Annotated in this window: 22 protein-coding genes; 12 read left to right on the top strand and 10 right to left on the bottom strand. The window is 67.6% G+C overall.

Features of this window, described 5'->3' with window-relative positions; translation table 11 throughout:
• Window positions 1-8 precede the first annotated feature (8 nt).
• On the bottom strand, window positions 9-1541 hold the full coding sequence (locus tag IM708_RS05600) for an acyl-CoA carboxylase subunit beta (protein ID WP_209425351.1): 1533 nt from the start codon (window positions 1539-1541) through the stop codon (window positions 9-11).
• Window positions 1542-1842: 301 nt separating this feature from the next.
• On the opposite strand from IM708_RS05600, the gene IM708_RS05595 reads away from it, so the two are divergent.
• Window positions 1843-3057 (top strand): multidrug effflux MFS transporter, encoded by a 1215-nt coding sequence (locus IM708_RS05595; protein WP_209425350.1) that lies wholly within the window; start codon window positions 1843-1845, stop codon window positions 3055-3057.
• A gap of 74 nt (window positions 3058-3131) precedes the next feature.
• On the top strand, window positions 3132-4538 hold the full coding sequence (locus IM708_RS05590) for a helix-turn-helix transcriptional regulator (RefSeq protein ID WP_209425349.1): 1407 nt from the start codon (window positions 3132-3134) through the stop codon (window positions 4536-4538).
• A gap of 407 nt (window positions 4539-4945) precedes the next feature.
• On the opposite strand, the gene lexA is transcribed toward IM708_RS05590, so the two are convergent.
• From lexA to dut, 5 genes are all read right to left on the bottom strand, one after another.
• Complete coding sequence (lexA, locus tag IM708_RS05585; RefSeq protein ID WP_209425348.1) at window positions 4946-5638, bottom strand: transcriptional repressor LexA; 693 nt, start codon at window positions 5636-5638, stop codon at window positions 4946-4948.
• 86 nt (window positions 5639-5724) lie between these two features.
• Window positions 5725-6897 carry a gephyrin-like molybdotransferase Glp gene (glp, locus tag IM708_RS05580; protein WP_209425347.1) on the bottom strand — a complete coding sequence of 391 codons (1173 nt, stop codon included), beginning with the start codon at window positions 6895-6897 and terminating at the stop codon, window positions 5725-5727.
• A complete protein-coding gene (moaC, locus tag IM708_RS05575; RefSeq protein WP_209425346.1) occupies window positions 6894-7379 on the bottom strand; it encodes a cyclic pyranopterin monophosphate synthase MoaC in 486 nt (161 codons plus the stop codon). Before moaC ends, glp begins: the two co-directional genes overlap by 4 nt.
• A gap of 3 nt (window positions 7380-7382) precedes the next feature.
• Window positions 7383-8192, bottom strand: coding sequence for an indole-3-glycerol phosphate synthase TrpC (gene trpC / locus IM708_RS05570; protein WP_209425345.1), 810 nt, complete (start codon window positions 8190-8192; stop codon window positions 7383-7385).
• A 149-nt stretch (window positions 8193-8341) separates the two neighbouring features.
• Window positions 8342-8791, bottom strand: coding sequence for a dUTP diphosphatase (dut, locus tag IM708_RS05565; RefSeq protein ID WP_209425344.1), 450 nt, complete (start codon window positions 8789-8791; stop codon window positions 8342-8344).
• A gap of 137 nt (window positions 8792-8928) precedes the next feature.
• Here dut and IM708_RS05560 point away from each other — a divergent pair, with 137 nt between their 5' ends.
• The 4 genes from IM708_RS05560 to IM708_RS05545 all read left to right on the top strand — a co-directional run bounded on the left by IM708_RS05560 (window position 8929) and on the right by IM708_RS05545 (window position 11753).
• Window positions 8929-9393 carry a RidA family protein gene (locus tag IM708_RS05560; protein WP_209425343.1) on the top strand — a complete coding sequence of 155 codons (465 nt, stop codon included), beginning with the start codon at window positions 8929-8931 and terminating at the stop codon, window positions 9391-9393.
• Window positions 9393-10199, top strand: a complete 807-nt coding sequence (locus IM708_RS05555; RefSeq protein WP_209425342.1) for a glycerophosphodiester phosphodiesterase family protein — start codon at window positions 9393-9395, stop codon at window positions 10197-10199. Before IM708_RS05560 ends, IM708_RS05555 begins: the two co-directional genes overlap by 1 nt.
• Window positions 10200-10267: 68 nt before the next feature.
• On the top strand, window positions 10268-11437 hold the full coding sequence (locus IM708_RS05550) for a GNAT family N-acetyltransferase (protein WP_209425341.1): 1170 nt from the start codon (window positions 10268-10270) through the stop codon (window positions 11435-11437).
• A 16-nt stretch (window positions 11438-11453) separates the two neighbouring features.
• On the top strand, window positions 11454-11753 hold the full coding sequence (locus IM708_RS05545) for a 4a-hydroxytetrahydrobiopterin dehydratase (protein ID WP_209425340.1): 300 nt from the start codon (window positions 11454-11456) through the stop codon (window positions 11751-11753).
• A 335-nt stretch (window positions 11754-12088) separates the two neighbouring features.
• Here the strand turns inward: IM708_RS05545 and IM708_RS05540 are convergent, their stop codons facing one another.
• Window positions 12089-12934, bottom strand: coding sequence for an isocitrate lyase/PEP mutase family protein (locus IM708_RS05540; RefSeq protein ID WP_209425339.1), 846 nt, complete (start codon window positions 12932-12934; stop codon window positions 12089-12091).
• 163 nt (window positions 12935-13097) lie between these two features.
• On the opposite strand from IM708_RS05540, the gene IM708_RS05535 reads away from it, so the two are divergent.
• Genes IM708_RS05535 through IM708_RS05520 form a run of 4 tightly spaced genes read left to right on the top strand, consistent with a single transcriptional unit; the run spans window position 13098 to window position 16439 of the window.
• Window positions 13098-14090 carry a TRAP transporter substrate-binding protein gene (locus tag IM708_RS05535; RefSeq protein ID WP_209425338.1) on the top strand — a complete coding sequence of 331 codons (993 nt, stop codon included), beginning with the start codon at window positions 13098-13100 and terminating at the stop codon, window positions 14088-14090.
• Between the two features lie 49 nt (window positions 14091-14139).
• On the top strand, window positions 14140-14655 hold the full coding sequence (locus IM708_RS05530; protein ID WP_209425337.1) for a TRAP transporter small permease: 516 nt from the start codon (window positions 14140-14142) through the stop codon (window positions 14653-14655).
• Window positions 14625-15914 carry a TRAP transporter large permease gene (locus IM708_RS05525; protein WP_209425336.1) on the top strand — a complete coding sequence of 430 codons (1290 nt, stop codon included), beginning with the start codon at window positions 14625-14627 and terminating at the stop codon, window positions 15912-15914. Before IM708_RS05530 ends, IM708_RS05525 begins: the two co-directional genes overlap by 31 nt.
• Window positions 15915-15926: 12 nt before the next feature.
• Window positions 15927-16439 (top strand): YetF domain-containing protein, encoded by a 513-nt coding sequence (locus IM708_RS05520; RefSeq protein ID WP_209425335.1) that lies wholly within the window; start codon window positions 15927-15929, stop codon window positions 16437-16439.
• Between the two features lie 16 nt (window positions 16440-16455).
• Here IM708_RS05520 and IM708_RS05515 read toward each other — a convergent pair whose 3' ends face one another.
• Both IM708_RS05515 and IM708_RS05510 read right to left on the bottom strand, forming a co-directional pair.
• Window positions 16456-16953: a peroxiredoxin gene (locus IM708_RS05515; RefSeq protein ID WP_209425334.1), complete on the bottom strand. Its 498-nt coding sequence runs from the start codon at window positions 16951-16953 to the stop codon at window positions 16456-16458.
• An 87-nt stretch (window positions 16954-17040) separates the two neighbouring features.
• Window positions 17041-17526: a peroxiredoxin gene (locus IM708_RS05510; RefSeq protein ID WP_209425333.1), complete on the bottom strand. Its 486-nt coding sequence runs from the start codon at window positions 17524-17526 to the stop codon at window positions 17041-17043.
• A gap of 82 nt (window positions 17527-17608) precedes the next feature.
• Here IM708_RS05510 and IM708_RS05505 point away from each other — a divergent pair, with 82 nt between their 5' ends.
• Window positions 17609-18811, top strand: a complete 1203-nt coding sequence (locus IM708_RS05505) for an FAD-dependent oxidoreductase (RefSeq protein ID WP_209425332.1) — start codon at window positions 17609-17611, stop codon at window positions 18809-18811.
• Between the two features lies 1 nt (window position 18812).
• Window positions 18813-19385, top strand: a complete 573-nt coding sequence (rsmD, locus tag IM708_RS05500) for a 16S rRNA (guanine(966)-N(2))-methyltransferase RsmD (RefSeq protein WP_209425331.1) — start codon at window positions 18813-18815, stop codon at window positions 19383-19385.
• 8 nt (window positions 19386-19393) lie between these two features.
• On the opposite strand, the gene IM708_RS05495 is transcribed toward rsmD, so the two are convergent.
• Window positions 19394-19693 carry a hypothetical protein gene (locus IM708_RS05495; protein WP_209425330.1) on the bottom strand — a complete coding sequence of 100 codons (300 nt, stop codon included), beginning with the start codon at window positions 19691-19693 and terminating at the stop codon, window positions 19394-19396.
• Window positions 19694-19792: the final 99 nt, after the last annotated feature.

The raw sequence follows: 19792 nt of genomic DNA, 5'->3' as shown, positions 1-19792 counted from the left end.
TCGCTGGGTCATAGAGGGATGTTGTCGTGTTTTTTCCATGGGTTGCTCAACTTCTTCATGCGCAGCGAAGCGAACGCGCGGCAGATGCGGCGCCGGGTCGAATGCGGCATGATCACTTCGTCGATGAAACCTTTCTCGGCGGCGACGAAAGGATTGGCGAAGCGATCTTCATAATCCTTCACGCGGGCGGCGATTTTCTCAGAGTCACCCAGCTCGCTGCGGTAGAGGATCTCGACCGCGCCTTTCGCGCCCATCACGGCGACTTCGGCTGTGGGCCATGCATAGTTGAAATCGCCTCGCAGGTGCTTGGAGGACATCACATCATAGGCTCCGCCGTAGGCCTTGCGGATGATCACCGTGACCTTGGGCACTGTCGCCTCTCCATAGGCGAAGAGAAGCTTTGCGCCGTGCTTGATGATGCCGCCGTATTCCTGTCCGGTCCCGGGGAGAAAGCCGGGCACATCGACGAAGGTCAGGATCGGGATCTCGAAGGCATCGCAGAAGCGAACGAAGCGCGCGGCCTTGCGGCTCGAGTCGATGTCGAGGCAGCCGGCGAGCACCATCGGCTGGTTGGCCACCACACCCACGGTCTGACCCTCCAGTCGGATGAAGCCGGTGATGATGTTCTTGGCGAACTCCGATTGAATCTCGTAAAAATCGCTTTCGTCCGCGACCTTCAGGATCAGCTCCTTCATGTCGTAGGGCTGGTTCGGGTTATCGGGCACCAGTGTGTCAAGACTGTCCTCGACCCGCCTTGGCGTGTCGAAGAAGGGCCGCGTCGGCGGTTTTTCACGATTCGAAAGCGGCAGGAAATCCACGAGGCGACGCACCTCGATCAATGCCTCGACATCATTCTCGAATGCGCCATCAGCGACAGAGGATTTTCGCGTGTGGGTGGAAGCGCCGCCAAGTTCCTCGGCCGTGACGACCTCGTTCGTGACGGTCTTTACGACGTCTGGTCCGGTCACGAACATGTAGGAGGTATCGCGCACCATGAAGATGAAATCGGTCATCGCGGGTGAATAGACCGCGCCGCCAGCGCAGGGCCCCATGATGACGCTGATCTGCGGGATCACGCCCGAGGCCAGGATATTTCGCTGAAAGACATCGGCATAGCCTGCCAGCGAGGCCACCCCTTCCTGAATGCGGGCACCGCCTGAGTCGTTGAGACCGATCACTGGCGCACCGTTCTGGATTGCCATGTCCATGATCTTGCAGATCTTCTGCGCGTGGGTTTCGGAAAGCGAGCCGCCGAAGACCGTGAAGTCCTGGCTGAAGACATAGACTTGACGGCCGTTGATCGTGCCCCATCCGGTAACCACCCCGTCACCATAGGGCCGGTCCTGCTCCATCCTGAAATCGGTGCAGCGATGGGCGACGAAGGTATCGAACTCCTCGAACGATCCTTCGTCGAGCAGCAACTCGACCCGCTCGCGCGCCGTGAGCTTGCCTTTGGCGTGCTGCGCAGCAATCCGGCGCTCGCCGCCGCCGAGCCTAGCCGACTGTCGGCGCGACTCGAGCTCGCTGAGAATGTCCTTCATGGCGCCCTCCTCCGTTGGCGTGCGAAACTAGGAGGTGAGGACGACCAAGGGAAGCAGAATTCGGAAAATTTGCAAATGTGATTGCGGAGCCGGAATGCAAATAGAAAACCTGCAAATTTCAGGATCAGACAGGAGGGACCAAAAGCATCATGCGCGCAGCTGCAGTGCAGAAGGAACTGCCCTGTACCCGCGCTTTTCGGATTCTGGATTTCCCTTTCTCCCTCGTGACTCCAATTTCCTCTCGCATCGCTATAAACGGGTGCCACTGGACTCCGCCTCGGCGTGATCCTACACAGGTGAAATGACGATGGCGCCCGCTACGCGGTATCTGGACCGCAGAACCCCACCGCATCTTTCGACATTGATCCTGATCGCAGGACTCTCGGCGTTGTCGATGAACATCTTCCTGCCGTCGCTGCCCAACATGGCGGCCTACTTCCAGGTGGATTACGCGGTGATGCAGCTTTCGGTCTCGCTGTATCTGGGGGCGAGTGCCCTGTTGCAGGTCATCGTGGGGCCGCTGTCGGATCGCTATGGCCGGCGGCGGCTTCTGCTGGTGTCGATGGCACTCTTCGCAATCGCCAGCCTCGGCACGCTTCTTGCGACAAGCGCCGAGGTCTTCCTGCTGTGCCGGACGGCGCAATCCGTGATCGCCACCGGCATGGTACTCAGCCGCGCGATCGCCCGCGACATGGTGGACGAGGCGCGCGCCGCGTCCATGATCGGATATCTGACGATGGGGATGTCGATCGTGCCGATGCTGGGTCCGTTCGTGGGCGGGATGCTGGACGAGGCGTTTGGCTGGAAGGCGAACTTCGCGCTGCTGATGGTGGCAGGCCTGCTGGTGATGGCGCTGACCTGGGTCGATCTCGGTGAGACCTCGGTCAGTCGGCATGCAAGTTTCCGGGATCAGTTTCGGGACTATCCAGCGCTTTTCGCGTCTCCGCGGTTCTGGGGATATGTCCTCTCCGCAAGTCTGTCCTCCGGTGTGTTCTTTGCCTACCTGGGCGGCGCCCCCTTCGTCGGGTCCGAGATCTATGGCTTGAGCCCGACTTGGCTGGGGGTTTATTTCGGCGTGACCGCTGTCGGCTATGCGTTGGGGAACTTCTGCTCGGGGCGCTATTCGGTTCGCATCGGCGTAAACCGGATGGTGCTGTTCGGGACGCTCGCGACGACAAGCGGCCTGGTGATGATGGCGGTGCTGCTGGCGGCAGGGCTCGCGACTGCCGAGGTTTTCTTCGGCTTCTTTTTCTTCGTCGGGTTCGGAAACGGCATGGCGCTTCCCAATGCGACCGCCGGGATGCTGTCGGTGCGTCCCCATCTTGCCGGGACCGCGTCGGGGTTGGGCGGCGCAATCATGATAGGGGGGGGCGCTGTCCTCTCGGGTTTGGCGGGGGCAATGTTGACGCCCGGTTCGACGCCTTGGCCGCTCGTGCTGATCATGCTCAGTTGCAGCATAGCGTCGGTCATTGCGATCCTCTACGTGATCCGGCGCGCGCAACAGATCGGCGCCTGAAGATACAAGGTCGTGGACTTGGCGGGTCGGGTTTGCAAAGCTGGCGGGCCAGCGTGCAAACCGAGAGGCCAACCATGCCCGTCCAGAAGCTCTATGCCGGGGCGAAGCTGCGCGAGATACGCGCCCGACTGCAGTTGACCCAGAAAGAGTTCGCTGGCCGGATGGGGGTGTCGCTGCCCTATTTGAACCAGATGGAGAACAACAACCGCCCGGTCTCGACCACAGTATTGCTGGCCTTGGCGCGTGAGTTCGGCACGGATGTCACCGAACTTTCTTCCGGCGACAGCGAGCGAATGGTCTCGGACATGCGCGAGGCGCTGGCCGATCCGGTTTTCCCGACTCCCGCGCCGGGACTGGCCGATCTTCGCTTGGTTGCGGCAAACGCGCCGGGGGTCGCGCGGGCGTTGCTGGCATTGCATCACGCCTACCGGCAGGTCCACGAACGTCTCGCGTCGCTCGATGAAGCGCTGGGGCGCGAAGATCGTGTTCTGCAGGCGTCGCCCTGGGACGAGGTCCGCGACTTCTTTCATTACTGCGACAACTATATCGACGCGGTCGATCGGGCCGGCGAGCATTTCGCATTGTCGTCCGGAAGTGTCGATCGCCATGCGCTGCGCGTGCTCGAGCAGCACAAGATAACCATGGTCGAGACGGAGTCGGACACGCTCCGCGCGTTTGACCCGCAGTCCCGGGTTCTGGGTCTTTCCCGGACGGCATCAGTGGCGACGCGTCGGTTCCAGATGCTGCATCAGATCGCCCTGCTGACGCAGAACGAACTGCTGGAGGCGACGCTCGATCTGGCGCGGTTTCGCACGGATGCCGCGCGGGACATCGCCAAGATCGGACTGGCCAACTATTTTGCCGGGGCCGCGATCATGCCTTACCGGGCGTTCCTGGCCGCGGCGAAAGAGACGCGCCATGATCTGGAAATGCTGGCCGACAGGTTCGGTGCGTCGATCGAACAGGTGGCGCACCGGTTGTCGACGTTGCAGCGGCCTGGGGCGAAGGGGGTGCCTTTCTTCTTCGTGCGCGTCGACCAGGCCGGGACGATCACCAAGCGCCACTCCTCGACGCTGTTGCAGTTCGCGCGCTACGGGGGGGCCTGTCCGCTGTGGAACGTTCATCGGGCGTTCGAGACGCCGGGTCGGTTTTTGCGGCAACTGGCCGAGACGCCGGATGGGGTGCGATACTTCTGTCTGGCGCGCGACGTTTCCAAGCCAGGAGGATCATTCCGGGCGCCCGTACGGCGCTATGCGATCGGGCTGGGATGCGAGATTCGGCATGCGGACGCGTTGGTCTATGCCGATGACATGGATCTGGGGAATCCCAAGGCGTTCGAGCCGATCGGCATTTCCTGCCGGATCTGTGCGCGGCCTGAGTGTCATCAGCGGTCGGTGCCGCCGTTGGAGTTGGAGTTGCTTGTCGATCCGGATCGGCGGGGTGTGCTGCCGTATTCGATTCAGGCGCCGTCGCGGGTCTGAGGGGGGAGGGTCCAAGGTTGGACCTTCGCGCAAGTATCAGATAAGAGGCGAGAAAATTTCAAAATTAACCGCAATGAAAGCTTTGGATCAGGGGTGCGAAGAAGGGCGCCGGTGGCGTGGTTTCGCCCGCTGCGCGACGCTTCGGGGGTGCTGGCAAACGTATGGCAGGCGTATGGCAAACGTATGGCAGATGGCTGGCAGATTGCCGCTGCGGACCGGTATGGGGCGGGCGGTTCGGAACACGGGGCGGGCTTGGACGAGACCTTCATCCCGCGCGGGCAAGCGGGCGCCCGGCGGGAAGGTCGCTGAGAGGAGATTGCGACCTGCGCGGTCCACGATAGCACCGGGCGCTCGCACGAGCGGCTTGCACAAGACGCTGGCATTGGGCGCGCGGCGCGCCGGTCGGGTCAGTAGCTGCGGATCAGTCCGACCAGCCGGCCCTGGACCTGCACCTGGTCATCGCGCAGGATGCGGGTCTCGTAAGCCGCGTTGGCGGCTTCCAGGGCGATCATCCCACGCATCCGGCGAAAGCGCTTGAGCGTCGCTTCCTGCCCGTCGACGAGGGCGACGACGATATCGCCATTGTCGGCGTTCGACTGTTCGCGGATGACCACGATGTCGCCGTCGTTGATCCCGGCTTCGATCATCGAATCGCCACGCACCTCGAGCGCGTAGTGCTGGCCCTGCCCGGAAAGCATCGAGCCCGGCACCGCGATATGATGCGAGACTTCCGAGATCGCCTCGATCGGCGTGCCGGCGGCGATCCGGCCCATGACCGGCAGTTCCATTGAATGCGCGGCCTCGACCGGCATCGCGCCGCGCGGCGGTGCGCCGATGCTGCGGCCGCCGCCTTCGATCACCCGGGGGGCGAAGCGGCGGTCGGTGGTTTCCGGCATGCGAATGACCTCGATCGCGCGGGCGCGATGCGGCAAGCGGCGGATGAAGCCACGCTCTTCCAAAGCGGTGATCAGCCGGTGAATCCCGGATTTGGACCGCAGTTGCAGCGCCTCCTTCATCTCGTCGAAGGAGGGGGGCACGCCATCGCGCTTCATGCGCGTATCGATGAATTCCAGCAGCTCCAGCTGCTTGCGGGTCAGCATGGGGTAAATCCCTTCGGTGACGATGCGGCGAGAGACCTTAAACGTTCCGCTAAGGTTCTACCCTTGTTCCCGTCAAAAGTCAACCATCAGAGCGGAATGTACCGGACGGGGTGGCCCTCGGGGCGGGCGGGGTCGCGTATCGGGCGGATGAGCAGGGCGTCGGCCTCGCCCAGGACGGTCATCAACGAGGAATCCTGCCGCGCGAAGGGCCGGATCCGCGACCCCGGTTCGAGCCTGGCGCGCATGTAATGCGCGCGGGGGCCGTTTTCGGGCACCGCCTCGGCGAGCGCGGCCTCCTGCGTCGGGGCGGGCCAGGCGCCCAGGCCCAGCATGGCGCGCAGCGCCGGCAGCAGGAAGAGATGCGCGCAGACGATGGAGGACACCGGGTTGCCCGGCAGCCCCAGCATCAGGGCCTCGAACAGCCGGCCCGCCATCAGGGGTTTGCCCGGCCGCATGGCGATCCGCCAGAAGGCGGGTTCGGCGCCAAGCTCGCGGGTCACCGGGGCGACGAGGTCGTGATCGCCGACCGAGGCGCCGCCGGTGGTCACGATGGCATCCGCGCCGCGCGCCAGATCCAGCACCGCGCGCAGATGCGCGGCGTCGTCGCGGGCGATGGGCAGGATGCGCCCCTCGGCGCCCTCGGCCTCCACCAGCGCCTTCAGCGCGAAGCTGTTGGATGCGACGATCTGGTCGGGGCGCGGGTCTTCGCCCGGCATGACCAGCTCGTCGCCGGTGGCGATGATGGCGACGACAGGGCGGCGGGTGACGGTGACGCGGTCGACGTTCATCGCCGCCAGCTGCGCCAGATCGACCGGGCGCAGGCGCCGCGGGGCCGAAAGCGCGTCGCCGGCGCGGAAATCGCCACCGGCGGGACGGATGTGCGTGGCGGCGTCGAGCCCGGCCTTCAAGGTGATCCAGTCGCCGTCGCGGTCCACGTCCTCCTGGATGACCACGCGGGTTGCGCCGGGGGGCACCGGCGCGCCGGTGAAGATGCGCACCGCCTCGCCCGCGGCGAGCGGGTTGTCGAAGCTGCGCCCGGCGGGGGCTTCGCCGATGACCCGCAGGCGCTGGCTGGGGCCGGTATCCCCGGCGACCGCGTAGCCGTCCATCGCCGCGGCGGCAAAGGGCGGCTGGTCGCGCTGCGCCCGTTCCGGCTGGGCAAGGACGCGGCCTGCGGCCTGCGCCAGCGGCACCGACTCGGTCGCCAGCGGGTGGCACAGCGCGAAGACCCGCGCCAGCGCCTCCTCGACCGGGATCACGGCGCACCCTCGCGCGTGTAGGGGCCGGACTTTCCGCCCTCTTTCCGGTCGACGGCGATGGCGCCGATCTCCATCGTCTTCTCGACCGCCTTGAGCATGTCGTAGACGGTGAGCGCCGCGACCGAGACGGCGGTCAGTGCCTCCATCTCGACCCCGGTGCGGCCGGTGGTGCGCACCTCGGCGGTGATGCGGATTCCGGGCAGGGCGGCGTCCGGGGTCAGGTCGACGGCGACATGGCTGAGCGGCAGCGGATGGCAGAGCGGGATCAGGTCGGCGCAGCGCTTGGCGGCCATGATCCCGGCCAGCCGCGCCACGCCCAGCACATCGCCCTTCTTCGCCGTGCCGGTGGTGACATGGGCGAGCGTTTCAGGCCGCATCCGGACATGGCCCGAGGCGACCGCGGTGCGCGCGGTGACCTCCTTGCCGCCGACGTCGACCATATGGGCGCGGCCTTCGGCGTCAAAATGGGTCAGTTCCGGCATGGCTCAGGCGCCGTCGGCGGTCAGCGGATTGGCCAGAAGGGCGCGCGTCGCCGCGGCCACATCGGCCTGCCGCATGAGGCTTTCGCCGATCAGGAAGCAGCGCGCACCGTAGATCGCGAGATCGGCGAGGTCCTGCGGCGTGTGCAGGCCGCTTTCGCTGACGATGATCCGGTCGTCGGGGACCAGCCGGGCGAGGCGGCGGGTGGTATCGAGCGTGACCTCGAAGGTCTTCAGGTCGCGGTTGTTGATACCGAGGAGGGGCGATTTCAGCCGCGCGGCGCGTTCAAGCTCGGCCTCGTTGTGCACCTCGATCAGGACGTCCATGTTCCAGGCGGTGGCAGCGGCCTCCAGTTCGCCCGCCTGGGTGTCGTCGACCGCGGCCATGATGATCAGGATGCAGTCCGCCCCGAGCGCGCGCGCCTGCACCACCTGCCAGGGGTCGTGCAGGAAATCCTTGCGCAGGACCGGCAGGTCGACGGCGGCGCGGGCCTGCACCAGATGGTCGTCCGCGCCCTGGAAGCTGGGCCCGTCGGTCAGCACCGAGAGGCACGTGGCGCCGCCTTCGGCATAGGCGCGGGCCAAGGTTGCGGGGTCGAAATCGGCGCGGATCAGCCCCTTGGAGGGGCTGGCCTTCTTGATCTCGGCGATCAGGCCGTAGCCGTTGACGGCGGCGTGGTGCAGCGCCGCGCGAAAGCCGCGCGGGGCGCCGGCGGCGCGGGCGCGGGTCTCCATCGCGTCGAGCGGGGTCTCGGCCTTGCCGGCGGCGACCTCCTCGCGCTTGTAGGCGATGATCTTGTCAAGAACGGTGGACATGGGCGCGTCTCCTTCGCCTCTGACTATCGCGGTGCGATGACGAAGGGAAGCGGGCGCGCGGCCGGAAGTAAGGATCGCGCAAGACAAGCATGCGCGTTTCGTCTCTCACGCGATCGGCGGCTGAGCCTGCCCGGTTCGCGCCAACGGGTTCAGGACAGCCCGGTGGACCCGAAGCCGCCGCTGCCGCGCGCGGTGTCGGTCAGGGTTTCGGCCTCGACGACCGCATAGCGGCGCAGATCCGCGATCACCGCCTGGGCGATGCGGTCGCCGTGCGCGATGGTGAACCGGTCCTTGCCCAGATACATCAGGCCCACCATGACCTCGCCGCGATAGTCGGCGTCGACCGTGCCGGGGCTGTTGGGCAGGATGAAGCCATGCTTCAGCGCCAGTCCGGACCGTGGGCGGATCTGCATTTCCGTTCCCGGCGGCAGTTCGACGCAAAAGCCGGTGGGGATCAGGTGAAAATCGCCCGGCGCGAAGTCCACCGCCCCCCCGGGCAGGAAGGCGCGCAGATCCAGCCCCGCCGCGCCTTCGGTCGCGTAGGCGGGCAGCGGCAGATCGGCGTTGCCGTCGACGCGCTTGAACCGGACCTCGGCCATTTCCATCCCTCCGCCTGTGGCGGCCAAGGCGGCACGAGGCGGGCGGGAATGTCAAGCGGTGGGAGCGCGCAGCCGGATTGCCGTGCGGCTTTCGCTGTGATTACTGTCGCACCGACAGACAACCAGAGGAACGCGCCATGACCCATCCGATCGACACCCGCCTTGCCGAGCTTGGCCTGACCCTGCCCGACGCGCCCGCCCCCGCGGCGAATTACGTCCCCTTCGTTCTGGCCGGCGGCATGGTCTATGTCTCGGGGCAGATCAGCCAGGGCCCGTCGGGTCTGATCAAGGGCAAGCTGGGCGAGTCGCTGAGCACCGAGGAGGGCGCCGCCGCCGCGCGGACCTGTGCGCTGTCGCTGCTGGCGCAGGCGCGCGCGGCCTGCGGCAGCGATTTCTCGCGGCTCAAGCGGGTGGTGAAGCTGACCGGCTTCGTCAACTGCACGCCCGACTTCACCGAGCAGCCGAAGGTGGTCAACGGGGCCTCGGACCTGCTGGTCGAGATCATGGGCGAGGCGGGGCGCCATGCGCGCTCGGCCGTGGGGACGGTCTCGTTGCCGCTGGGCGTCGCGGTCGAGATCGAGGCGATCTTCGAGCTGGCCTGATGCCGCCCGCCTTGCCCCGCGACTTCCTGCACCTGCCGATTGCCCATCGCGCGCTGCACGGACCCGGCCGCCCCGAGAATTCGACCGCGGCCATCGCCGCCGCGGTCGCGGCGGGCTACGGGATCGAGATCGATTTGCAGGGGTCGGCCGATGGGGTCGCCATGGTCTTTCACGATGACACGCTGGATCGGCTGACGGCGGAGGCCGGTCCGGTACGGGGCCGTGCCGCCGCCGACCTGGCGCAGATCGCGCTGAACGGGGCCGATGGCGGGGGCATCCCGACCCTTGCCGATGTGCTGGCGCTGGTGGCGGGGCGCGTGCCGCTGCTGGTCGAGATCAAGGATCAGTCGGGCGGGATGGGTCCGGTGGACGAAGCCCTGGAAAAGGCGGCTGCGGCGGCGTTGCGGGGCTATGGCGGGCCAGTCGCGGTGATGTCGTTCAACCCGCATTCGATGGCGGCGATGGCGCGCCACGCGCCGGACGTGCCGCGGGGGCTGACAACCTATGCCTTCCCGAAGAAGGATGCCCCCTCGGCCGACGCGGACCCGGCGATCGAGGCGGGACGCAAGGCGCTGGCCCGGATCGTGTCTTTCGACGACGTGGGCGCCAGCTTCATCTCGCACGACTGGCACGATCTGGCGCGGCCGCGCGTGGCGGAACTGAAGGCGCGCGGCGTGCCGGTGCTGAGCTGGACGATCCGTTCGCCCGAGGAGGAGGCGGTGGCACGTCGCGTCGCCGACAACATCACCTTCGAGGGGTACCTGCCGCCCCTGCCCGCGACCGGCACAGCAGACGACGGGGAATGATCGACCGCCGCGCGGCGCGGGCTTGACACGCGGCGTGCGGCACACAGCTTCACCGTCATACCGAAGGGGTGAGCGTGCAAGTCAGCGTGATCGACAGTCTGGGGGCCATTCCGGCGGCGGAATGGGATGCGCTTGTGCCGACGGCCGGGGATCGACCGGTCGATCCCTTCACCACCCATCGCTTCCTGCGCGCGCTGGAAAGCTCGGGCTCGGTCGGGCGGGGGACCGGATGGCAGCCGCAGCACCTGCTGGCGCGGGATGCCGAGGGGCAGCTGGTCGGCGCCGCGCCCCTTTACGTCAAGTCGCACAGCCAGGGCGAATACATCTTCGACCACGCCTTTGCCGATGCCTGGACGCGGGCGGGGGGGCGCTATTATCCGAAGCTGCAGTCGGCGGTGCCCTTCACCCCGGCGACCGGGCGGCGCTTTCTGGGGGCAGAAGTGGCGCGCGGCCCCTTGATGCAGGCGCTGCGCGACGCGGCGGCGCAGAACGGGCTGTCATCGGCGCATGTCACCTTCTGCACCGAGGCCGAGGCGCAGGCGGGCGTGGCCGCGGGATTTCTGCACCGGGTCACGCAGCAGTATCATTGGCAGGACGCGAGTTTCGGAGATTTCGAGGGTTTCCTGGCCTCCCTCTCGTCCCGGAAGCGCAAGACGATCCGCAAGGAACGGGCGGTCGCGCAGGGGTTCGGGGGCACGATCCGCGCGCTGACGGGCGACGGGATCCGGCCCGCGCACTGGGACGCGTTCTGGGCGTTCTACCAGGACACCGGGTCGCGCAAGTGGGGGCGGCCGTACCTGACGCGGGAATTCTTCGAGGCGGCGCACGAGACGATGCGCGACGACGTGCTGCTGGTGCTGGCCGAGCGGGACGGAAGGGCGGTGGCGGGTGCGCTGAATTTCATCGGTGCGACAACGCTTTACGGGCGCTACTGGGGCTGCCTGGAAGACCACCCCTGCCTGCATTTCGAATTGTGCTATTATCAGGCGATCGACTGGGCGCTGGCCCATGGGTTGAACCGGGTCGAGGCCGGGGCGCAGGGCGAACACAAGCTCGCGCGGGGGTATCTGCCGGAAAAGGTCCACTCACTGCACTGGTTCGCGGACGAAAGGTTCGGGCAGGCGGTGGCCGATTACCTGCGCGAGGAAGGCGCGGCGTTGCGCAGCGAGATGCGCCTTCTGGAGAGCTTCGCGCCGTTCCGGCGCGGCGAGGCGCCGGCGCGAGGCGCAAGATTCTGAACGGATGGAGGATAGCATGGCTGTCGAGAAACTGGCGGGGACGGCGCGGACCGAGGCACTGTCGGACCTGGGCGGGCGCGGCTGGTCGCATGACGGCGACCGTGACGCGATAGGAAAGACTTTCAAGTTCAAGGATTTCGTCGAGGCGTTCGGCTTCATGGCGCGCGCCGCGCTCTGGGCCGAGAAGCTGAACCACCACCCGGAATGGAGCAATGTCTACAACCGGGTGGAGGTGACGCTGACCACCCATGATGCCGGCGGACTGACTGAACTGGACCTGAAGCTCGCCGGCAAGTTCGACGCGCTGGCGGGCTGAGGCGGTCGGGCATCGGTTGACGAAAGCTTGACGCGGCGCGCGGCCGGGCTGGCCGCATACCGGGAAAATGCGGGCCTGGGCCTTGTTTTATTGGGATTCCGGCTGCCAGAAAGTGTATGGCAAGCGTATGGCAAACGTATGGCAAGCGTATGGCAGTTTGCGGCCATCTTGCCCCTTCGAGGGTCTTCCGGCGCCTTCCGGCCGGTGCGCCGGGCGAGTCGGCAGAAACGCGCGGTGGGGTTACCGGCGACCTCGTGCCTCCCGCCATCGCGCGGGTGTCGGCTTGGGGCCTTGGCGAGAGCCCGGTCCGGACTTGCCTGTTCGGGGATAATCCTTCAGGCCGGATCGGTTCGGAAGCCGGTGATGTCCAGCAGCGCGGCGTGCGACTTGCGCGCCGGGCCGTCGGGCGTGCCGAGCGCGGCGAGGGTGTCCTCCATCGCCTGCGCAGCCGCGCCCAGCAGGTCGAGCGGGTAGGCGGCCATCGCGAAGCCCAGTTCCTGCAGACGCTCGGGCGACAGGCGCGGGGTCAGCCCGCCCTCCAGCATGTTCGCCAGGCACGGCAGCGGCGTGGCGGCGGTGAAGGCGCGCATCTCGGCCTCGGTCTCGGGCGCTTCGAGGAACAGCATGTCGGCGCCGGCCTCGGCGAAGGCGCGGATGCGCGACAGCGCCTCGTCCATTCCGTGGATCGCGCGGGCGTCGGTGCGCGCCAGGATCAGGATGGCATCGCCGGTTTCCTGCCGGGCGCGGACGGCGGCGCGGATGCGGGCCACGGCCTCGTCGCGGGGGACGACGGACTTGCCGGCGATATGGCCGCAGCGCTTGGGCCAGGTCTGATCCTCGATCATCACCGCCGCCGCGCCGGCCTGCGCGAGGTCGAGGACGGTGCGGCGGATGTTGGCGTCGCCCCCGTAGCCGGTGTCGCCGTCGCAGAGGACCGGCAGGTCCGAGGCGCGGATGATGGCGCGCGCGGTCTCCAGCATCTCGGTCGGCGTGACGAGGCCGATGTCGGGCCAGCCGAAGCGTCCGGCGGCGACGGCGTAGCCGCCCATGAAGGCCGCGCGGAACCCCGCGCGGGCGACCAGCCGCGCCGACAGCCCGTCATAGGGGCAGGGCAGCAGAAGCAGGCCCTCCTGCGCCAGCGCCGCGCGCAGACGGCTGGCGGGGGTCGGGGGCGGGGTCATGGCGGCTCTCTCCGGTTCCGGGTCGGCGGCAGGCTAGACCGCGGGGCGCGTGGCGGCAAGGCGGCGCGCCATTACGGGTTGCGCCGGGCGCCGCCGCCGACCAAGATGCAGCCGCGCGAGGGCCGGCAACCGGCACCCGCGAGGGAGACGACGGGAGGAACACATGCTTGCAAGATACGCACCCGGAATTGCCGGGACCCTGCTTGCCGCCGCGATGACGCTGGGCGACGCCACGGCGCAGACGATCGAGATTCACAACACCATGAGCCCCGGCGGCTCGGAAGAAGCGGCGCTGCAGCGCTTTGCCGAGATCGTCGCCGAACGGTCGGGCGGCGAGATGGAGGTCAATGTCATCCTCGGCGGGCAGTTGGGGTCGGAAACCGACGTGCTGCAACTGCTGAACCTGGGCCAGACGCAGATGGCGCTGACCGGCGGGCTGTTCATGTCGGAATACGCCCCCGAATACGACGCGGTTTCCGTGCCGTTCGTGTTCCCGACCTTCGAGGCGGCTGAGCATTACCTGATGCAGACCGACTCGGGGCAGGCGATGCAGGACCAGGCGCGCGAGCGCGGCAGCGTCGTCTATTTCGGGCCGCAGATGCGCGGCTTCCGGCACATGACCTCGTCGCGCGAGATCAACACGCCGGAGGACCTGCAGGGGCTGCGCATGCGGCTGCCGCAGATCCCGCTCTGGGTCGATGTGTGGGAGACGCTGGGCGTGCAGGCGGTGGTGATCCCGGCGCCGGACATTTACCTCGCGATGCGCACCGGCCAGGTCGAGGCGCATGAGAACAGCCTGGCCGGCCCCTACACACGCCAGATGTGGGAGGTGCAGGACTACATCATCACCACCGGGCATTTGTCGTTCCCGTGGCACTGGATCGCCTCGGCCGGCTGGTGGGACGGGCTGAGCGAGGACCAGCAGACGATGATCCGCGAGGCCGTCGAAGAGGCGCGCCAGCACGGCATCGAGGTCGAGCTGGAGGCAGAGGATTACTATCGCAACGCGCTGATCGAGAACGGCATGACCTTTATCGATGTCGATCAGGCCCCGTTCCGCGAGGCCGCGGCCCCGGCCGTCGACCGCGCCATGGCCGAGATGGCCGAGGGCGTGGCCGAGGATATCGAGGCGGCGATCGCGGCCACCTCGAACTGAGGCCCTTGCCGGGGCGCGCATGCGCGCCCCGGCCTTTCGGGATATGCCGATGATCGACCGGATCGAAACGGCGCTGGCGCGCGCGATGGAACTGGCCGCCATGGCGATGATGGCGGCGCTGATCGGCGTGATCGCCTGGTCGGTGCTGGCGCGCCAAGTGCTGCGCATCTCGGTCGCCTGGTCCGAGGAGGTGGGATCGGGCCTTCTGATGTGGATGGCACTGCTCGGCGCGGCGGCGGTCTGGGCGCGGCGCGGGCATATCGTCATCGACGTGCTGCCCCGGCGCCTGCCGCCGCGTCCGCGCTGGGTGCTGGCGATCGGCGTCGAACTGGCGGCGCTGCTGCTCTTTGCGGTCATTGTCTGGGGTGCGGCGTCGATGATGCAGGTCAGCGCCAACAACCACACCACCGCGCTCGGGATCAGCCTGAGCTGGCTGTACCTGGCGCTGGTCGTCGGCGTCGGCGCGATGGCGATGTTCAGCGTGCTGCACATTGTCCGACTGCTGATGCGCGGCCCGGCCATGCTGGAGGACGGATGGAATACCTCGTCATCTTCCTCGGACTGATGGTCCTTCTGTTCGCGCTGGGCGTGCCGGTCGCGGTGTCGATCGGGCTGACCTGCCTCGCGGTCCTGGTCATGCAGGGCGGGCTGCAGGCGATCCCGGCAGAGCTGTTCGCGCTGCAGATGGCGCGAGGCTTGAACAACTTTCCGATCCTGGCGATCCCGTTCTTCATATTCGCCGCGTCGATGATGAACGCGGGCTCCGTCACCGGGCGGATCTTCGATTTCGCCAGCGCGCTCGTGGGCTTCATCCGCGGCGGGCTGGGCCATGTGAACGTGGTCGCCAGCATGATATTCGCCGGCATGTCGGCGACGGCGGTGGCCGATGTCGCGGGCATCGGCCAGTTGGAGATCAAGGCGATGCGCGAGCGTGGCTATCCGATGCGCTTTGCCGCGGGAATCACCGGCGCGGCCTCGATCATCTCGCCGATCATTCCGCCGTCGATCGCGTTGGTCATCTATGGCTGGCTGTCGGGCGTGTCGATTGCGGCGCTGTTCGTCGCCGGCATCCTGCCCGGGGTGATCCTCGGCGCGGCGCTGATGGTGACCTGCTTCATTGCGTCCTTCTGGATCGACATGCCGCGCACGCCGCGGCCCGGGCTGCGGGAACTGGCGCGGCTTTTCTGGCGCGCGCTGCCGCCTCTGCTGACACCGCTGATCATCGTCGGCGGCATCTGGACGGGCCTTTTCACCCCGACCGAGGCCGGGGCGATGGCCTGCCTCTATGCGCTGGTGTTGGGGCTGGTGATCTACCGCGATGTCGGCTGGGGCGACCTGCTGGACGTCTTCGCGCGGACCGTGCGGTTTACCGCGATCATCATGTTCATCATCGCCATCGCCACCTTCTACGGCTGGCTGCTGGTGCGGCTGCGCATCCCGCAGGAACTGGCGATGCTGCTTGCCGGGGCGGACCTCTCGCCGACGGGCGTGCTGTTTGCGATGGCGCTGTTCTTCCTGGTCATCGGCTGTTTCATGTCGGTGGTCGAGGCGGTGCTGATCTTCACCCCGATCTTCATGCTGACGGTGCAGATGCTGGGGATTGATCCGCTCTTCTTCGGCGTGCTGATGGTCGTCACGCTGTCGGTCGGGGTCATCACGCCACCCTTCGGCAATGTGCTGTTCGTGCTGGTGGAAATCACCGGGATGCGGTTCGAGCAGGTGGTGGTCGCGGTGCTGCCGTTCCTGATCCCGATCCTGGCGGTGATCTGCCTGCTGATCCTGTTCCCGCCGCTGGTGACCTGGCTGCCGTCCGTCGTACGCTGAGGGGGATTGCCGATGACCGAGCCGATCTTTTTCGACAGCTGGTTCGGACTGGCCCGCGTGGTCGTGGTCGGCGTCGCGGCCTATGCCGTGCTGATCGTCATGCTGCGCAGCTCCGGTAAGCGTACGCTGAGCAAGATGAACGCCTTCGACCTGATCGTGACCGTCGCGCTGGGGTCGACCCTGGCCACGGTGCTGCTGACCGACAGCGTGCCGCTGGCGGAAGGCGTCGTCGCGTTCGCGCTGCTGATCTGCCTGCAATACGCGATCACCTGGCTGTCGGTGCGGTGGCCGTGGTTCCAGCACATGATCAAGGCCGAGCCGACGCTGCTGGTCCACGACGGCCGCTACCTGGAGGCGGCGCTTCGCCATCAGCGCGTCACGCGGGAGGAAGTCGACGCGGCGCTGCGCGCAAGCGGCAAGTCGGATCTGAGCGAGGTCCATTCGGTCGTGCTGGAAACCGACGGGTCGATGACCGTTATCCCGCGCGCGGCGGGGTCTCCGTCCGGCTTTGCCGACACGACCTGACCGTCGCCGCGCGGGCTCAGAGCGCGTCGAGCAAGGTCTCGCCGCCCGATATCTCGCAGACGCCGCGCTTTTCCTCGATGTGCAGGATGCGGACCACGCCATCCTCGACCAGCATCGCGTAGCGTCTGGAGCGGTCGTACATCCCCGCGGCGGGGGCGGAGAAATCCATACCGACGGCGCGGGTGAACTCGGCCGCGGGATCGGCGGCCATGGTGATGCCGGCGGCAGTGGCGCCCGAGACCTCGCCCCAATATCGCATCACATGCACGTCGTTGACCGATAGGCAGATGATCTCGTCCACGCCCTTCGCGCGCAGGGCGTCGGCGGTGCGGATGAAGCTGGGCAGATGCGCCGAATCGCAGGTCGGCGTGAAGGCGCCGGGAACCGCAAAAAGGACGACGCGCCGGCCCTGCAGCCTGTCGCGCAGTTGGATCTCTTGCGGCCCCTCCGGTCCGAAGGTCAACAGCGTCGCGTCCGGCAGGGTCGCCCCGACCGAGAGGGTGGGTTTCAGCATCGGGGGATCCTTCGTTGATGCGCGATCACGCCAGAGCGGGCGGGTGCGGGCGGACCGACTCCGGGTCAGCCGCCCGCGACGGCCGGCTCAGATCTTTTCGAGCAGCGCCTCGCCGGACGAGATCTCGAAGACGCCGGGCTTGTCGACATTGGCTTCCTGGATTACGCCGTCATCGAGCAGCAGCGCATAACGGTTCGACCGGCCGACCAGGCCCAGATGCGGGGCGGTGAAATCCATGCCCAGACCCTTGGTGAAGGACCCGTCGGCATCGCCCAGAAAGCTGATCCCCGCCTTGTCGGCGCCAGTGTCCTTGGCCCAGGCCTTCTGCGTGAAGGGGTCGTTGACCGACAGGCAGACGATCTCGTCCACGCCCTTGGCGCGGAAATCCTCGGCGGTGCGGATGAAGCTGGGCAGATGCGCGTTGCTGCACGGCCCGGTGAACGCGCCGGGCAGGGCGAACAGGACCACCTTGCGGCCCTTCAGAACCTCGGAAAGCTGGACCTGTTCGGGGCCATCGTCCCCCATGCGGACCAGCGTGGCGTCGGGCAGGCGGTCGCCTTTTGAAAGCGTCATGTCTTCTCCCTCGTGCGTTGCGTTCGACTCTGACCGCGATATAGGGTCGCCGCGGCAGAACGACCAGAGGGATGCGCGGCGGATGGCTGGAATCGTGGTAATCGGGGCGGGCCAGGCGGGCGCGTCGCTGGTGGCGAAACTGCGCACGCTGGGGTTCGACGGGCCGCTGACGCTGATCGGCGACGAGCCGGCGCCGCCCTACCAGCGCCCGCCCCTGTCAAAGAAATACCTGCTGGGCGAGCTGGCGCTGGAGCGGCTCTTTCTGCGCCCCGAGAGTTTCTACGCCGAGCACGGGATCGACCTGCGCCTCGGCCAGCCGGTGACGCGCATCGACCCGGCCACGAAACAGGTCTGGCTGGGCGACCAGGCGCTGCCCTACGACCAGCTGGCGCTGACCACGGGGGCCGAGCCGCGGCAGCTTCCGGCGGCGATGGGGGGCGGGCTGGACGGTGTCTATCCGGTGCGGCGGCTGGCCGATATCGACCGGATGGCCAGGGAATTCGTCCACGGGCGGCACGTGCTGATCGTCGGCGGCGGCTACATCGGGCTGGAGGCGGCGGCAGTCGCGCGCCTGCGCGGGCTGGAGGTGACGCTGATCGAGGCGGCGCCGCGCATCCTGCAGCGCGTCGCCGCGCCCGAGACATCGAACGCAATGCGCGACCTGCATCTGCGTCACGGCGTGCGTCTGCTGGAGGGCGTGGGACTGGCGCGGCTGACCGGCACGGGGCGCGTCGACGGGGCCGACCTGGCCGATGGGCAGCGGCTGGCGGTCGATTTCGTCATCACCGGCATCGGCATCGCCCCCGCCGTCGGGCTGGCGCAGACGGCGGGGCTGCGGATCGACAACGGCATCGCGGTCGATGCGCTGGGGCAAACCTCGGCTCCGGGGATCTGGGCGGCGGGCGACTGCGCCTCGTTCGCGTTTCGCGGCGCGCGGATACGTCTGGAAAGCGTGCAGAACGCCATCGACCAGGCCGAGGCGGTGGCGGCGAACATGCTGGGCGCGGACGCGCCCTACGCGCCGGTGCCGTGGTTCTGGTCCGACCAGTACGACACCAAGCTGCAGATCGCCGGTCTGAACACCGGCTATGACCGGGTGATCGTGCGGGCGACCGACGGGGGGCGCAGCCACTGGTATTTCGTCGGCGACAGGTTCCTGGCCGTGGACGCCATCGACGACCCGCGCGCCTACATGCTGGGCAAGCGCCTGCTGGAGGCCGGGCGCACCCCCGACCCGGCGGCGGTGGCCGATCCGGGCGTCGACCTGAAGACGCTTCTGCGCTGAGATGCGGATCATCGGCGGCACCCATCGCGGGCTGAAACTGGCCGATGTCGGGGCGGGCGATGCGGGCGCGCATCTGCGCCCGTCCTCGGACCGGCTGCGTGAGGCGCTGTTCAACCTGTTGACCCAGGGCCGTCAGGGCGACCGGGTGCGCGGGGCGCGGGTGCTGGACCTCTTCGCCGGGACCGGCGCGCTGGGGCTGGAGGCGCTGTCGCGCGGGGCCGCGCAGGTGTCCTTCGTCGAGACCGGCGCCCCGGCGCGGGCGCTGATCCGCGCGAATGTCGAGAAGATGCGCGCGATGGGCGCGACGCGGCTCTATCGGCGCGACGCGACCGATCTGGGGGAAAACCGCGGGCCGGGGTTCGACCTCGTGTTCCTGGACCCGCCGTACGGGCAGGGCCTGGGCGCCGCGGCGCTGGCGTCGGCACGGGCGGGCGGCTGGCTGGCCCCCGGTGCGTTGATCGTCTGGGAGGAGGCCACGCCGCAACTGCCGCCCGAAGGGTTCACCCTGCTCGACCGCCGCAGGTACGGCGCGGCGCACCTGACGCTGATCAACGCCGGGGCGGCGGAGGGCTGAATTCCGTCTCAGGCTTTCGGACGCACCACAGGCGTGATCTCTTCCGGATCCGGCCCCGGTGCTTCACGCGCCTGCGCGATCTTGAGTTCGGCGGCCGTCTCGCCGCGCGAGGCGGCGACGGTCCGCTCGACCAGCGGCGCGGCGAAGACGGTGATGAATGGCACCGTCAGCGCCGTCGAAATCCCGATCTCGGCCCACAGCGCAACATTGATGCCGAGCCAATCGAACGCCGAGGTCACGAGCAGCACCCCCGGGTAGACGAAGATCCATATCAGAAAGGAAAGAAGGGCTTTGTCGCGCCAACGCATTGTTTCTGGCGGTGTCTGCCTTGCGTGTTGAACGTTGTCTAACCTTGTGTGAACATTTAGCGAACACGCAGGTCGGAGGGATGCATATGGATAGCGGAG

Origin of the sequence: Pararhodobacter sp. SW119 (assembly GCF_017811755.1) — a bacterium.
Classification (GTDB): Bacteria; Pseudomonadota; Alphaproteobacteria; order Rhodobacterales; family Rhodobacteraceae; genus Pararhodobacter.
Note: the sequence above shows the minus strand (reverse complement) of the source record. Positions and strands in the feature narration are given on the sequence as shown.

Bases quoted from the DNA above. Each gene is read 5' to 3' on its own strand.
- rsmD (WP_209425331.1), top strand. From the start codon at position 18,813: ATGCGGATCATCGGCGGCACCCATCGCGGGCTGAAACTGGCCGATGTC.
- IM708_RS05510 (WP_209425333.1), bottom strand. From the start codon at position 17,526: ATGACGCTTTCAAAAGGCGACCGCCTGCCCGACGCCACGCTGGTCCGC.
- IM708_RS05545 (WP_209425340.1), top strand. From the start codon at position 11,454: ATGGCTGTCGAGAAACTGGCGGGGACGGCGCGGACCGAGGCACTGTCG.
- IM708_RS05495 (WP_209425330.1), bottom strand. From the start codon at position 19,693: ATGCGTTGGCGCGACAAAGCCCTTCTTTCCTTTCTGATATGGATCTTC.
- IM708_RS05515 (WP_209425334.1), bottom strand. From the start codon at position 16,953: ATGCTGAAACCCACCCTCTCGGTCGGGGCGACCCTGCCGGACGCGACG.
- IM708_RS05520 (WP_209425335.1), top strand. From the start codon at position 15,927: ATGACCGAGCCGATCTTTTTCGACAGCTGGTTCGGACTGGCCCGCGTG.
- dut (WP_209425344.1), bottom strand. From the start codon at position 8,791: ATGGCCGAGGTCCGGTTCAAGCGCGTCGACGGCAACGCCGATCTGCCG.
- IM708_RS05535 (WP_209425338.1), top strand. From the start codon at position 13,098: ATGCTTGCAAGATACGCACCCGGAATTGCCGGGACCCTGCTTGCCGCC.
- IM708_RS05590 (WP_209425349.1), top strand. From the start codon at position 3,132: ATGCCCGTCCAGAAGCTCTATGCCGGGGCGAAGCTGCGCGAGATACGC.
- IM708_RS05560 (WP_209425343.1), top strand. From the start codon at position 8,929: ATGACCCATCCGATCGACACCCGCCTTGCCGAGCTTGGCCTGACCCTG.
- IM708_RS05530 (WP_209425337.1), top strand. From the start codon at position 14,140: ATGATCGACCGGATCGAAACGGCGCTGGCGCGCGCGATGGAACTGGCC.
- IM708_RS05555 (WP_209425342.1), top strand. From the start codon at position 9,393: ATGCCGCCCGCCTTGCCCCGCGACTTCCTGCACCTGCCGATTGCCCAT.
- IM708_RS05540 (WP_209425339.1), bottom strand. From the start codon at position 12,934: ATGACCCCGCCCCCGACCCCCGCCAGCCGTCTGCGCGCGGCGCTGGCG.
- trpC (WP_209425345.1), bottom strand. From the start codon at position 8,192: ATGTCCACCGTTCTTGACAAGATCATCGCCTACAAGCGCGAGGAGGTC.
- IM708_RS05600 (WP_209425351.1), bottom strand. From the start codon at position 1,541: ATGAAGGACATTCTCAGCGAGCTCGAGTCGCGCCGACAGTCGGCTAGG.
- moaC (WP_209425346.1), bottom strand. From the start codon at position 7,379: ATGCCGGAACTGACCCATTTTGACGCCGAAGGCCGCGCCCATATGGTC.
- IM708_RS05595 (WP_209425350.1), top strand. From the start codon at position 1,843: ATGACGATGGCGCCCGCTACGCGGTATCTGGACCGCAGAACCCCACCG.
- lexA (WP_209425348.1), bottom strand. From the start codon at position 5,638: ATGCTGACCCGCAAGCAGCTGGAGCTGCTGGAATTCATCGATACGCGC.
- IM708_RS05525 (WP_209425336.1), top strand. From the start codon at position 14,625: ATGGAATACCTCGTCATCTTCCTCGGACTGATGGTCCTTCTGTTCGCG.
- IM708_RS05505 (WP_209425332.1), top strand. From the start codon at position 17,609: ATGGCTGGAATCGTGGTAATCGGGGCGGGCCAGGCGGGCGCGTCGCTG.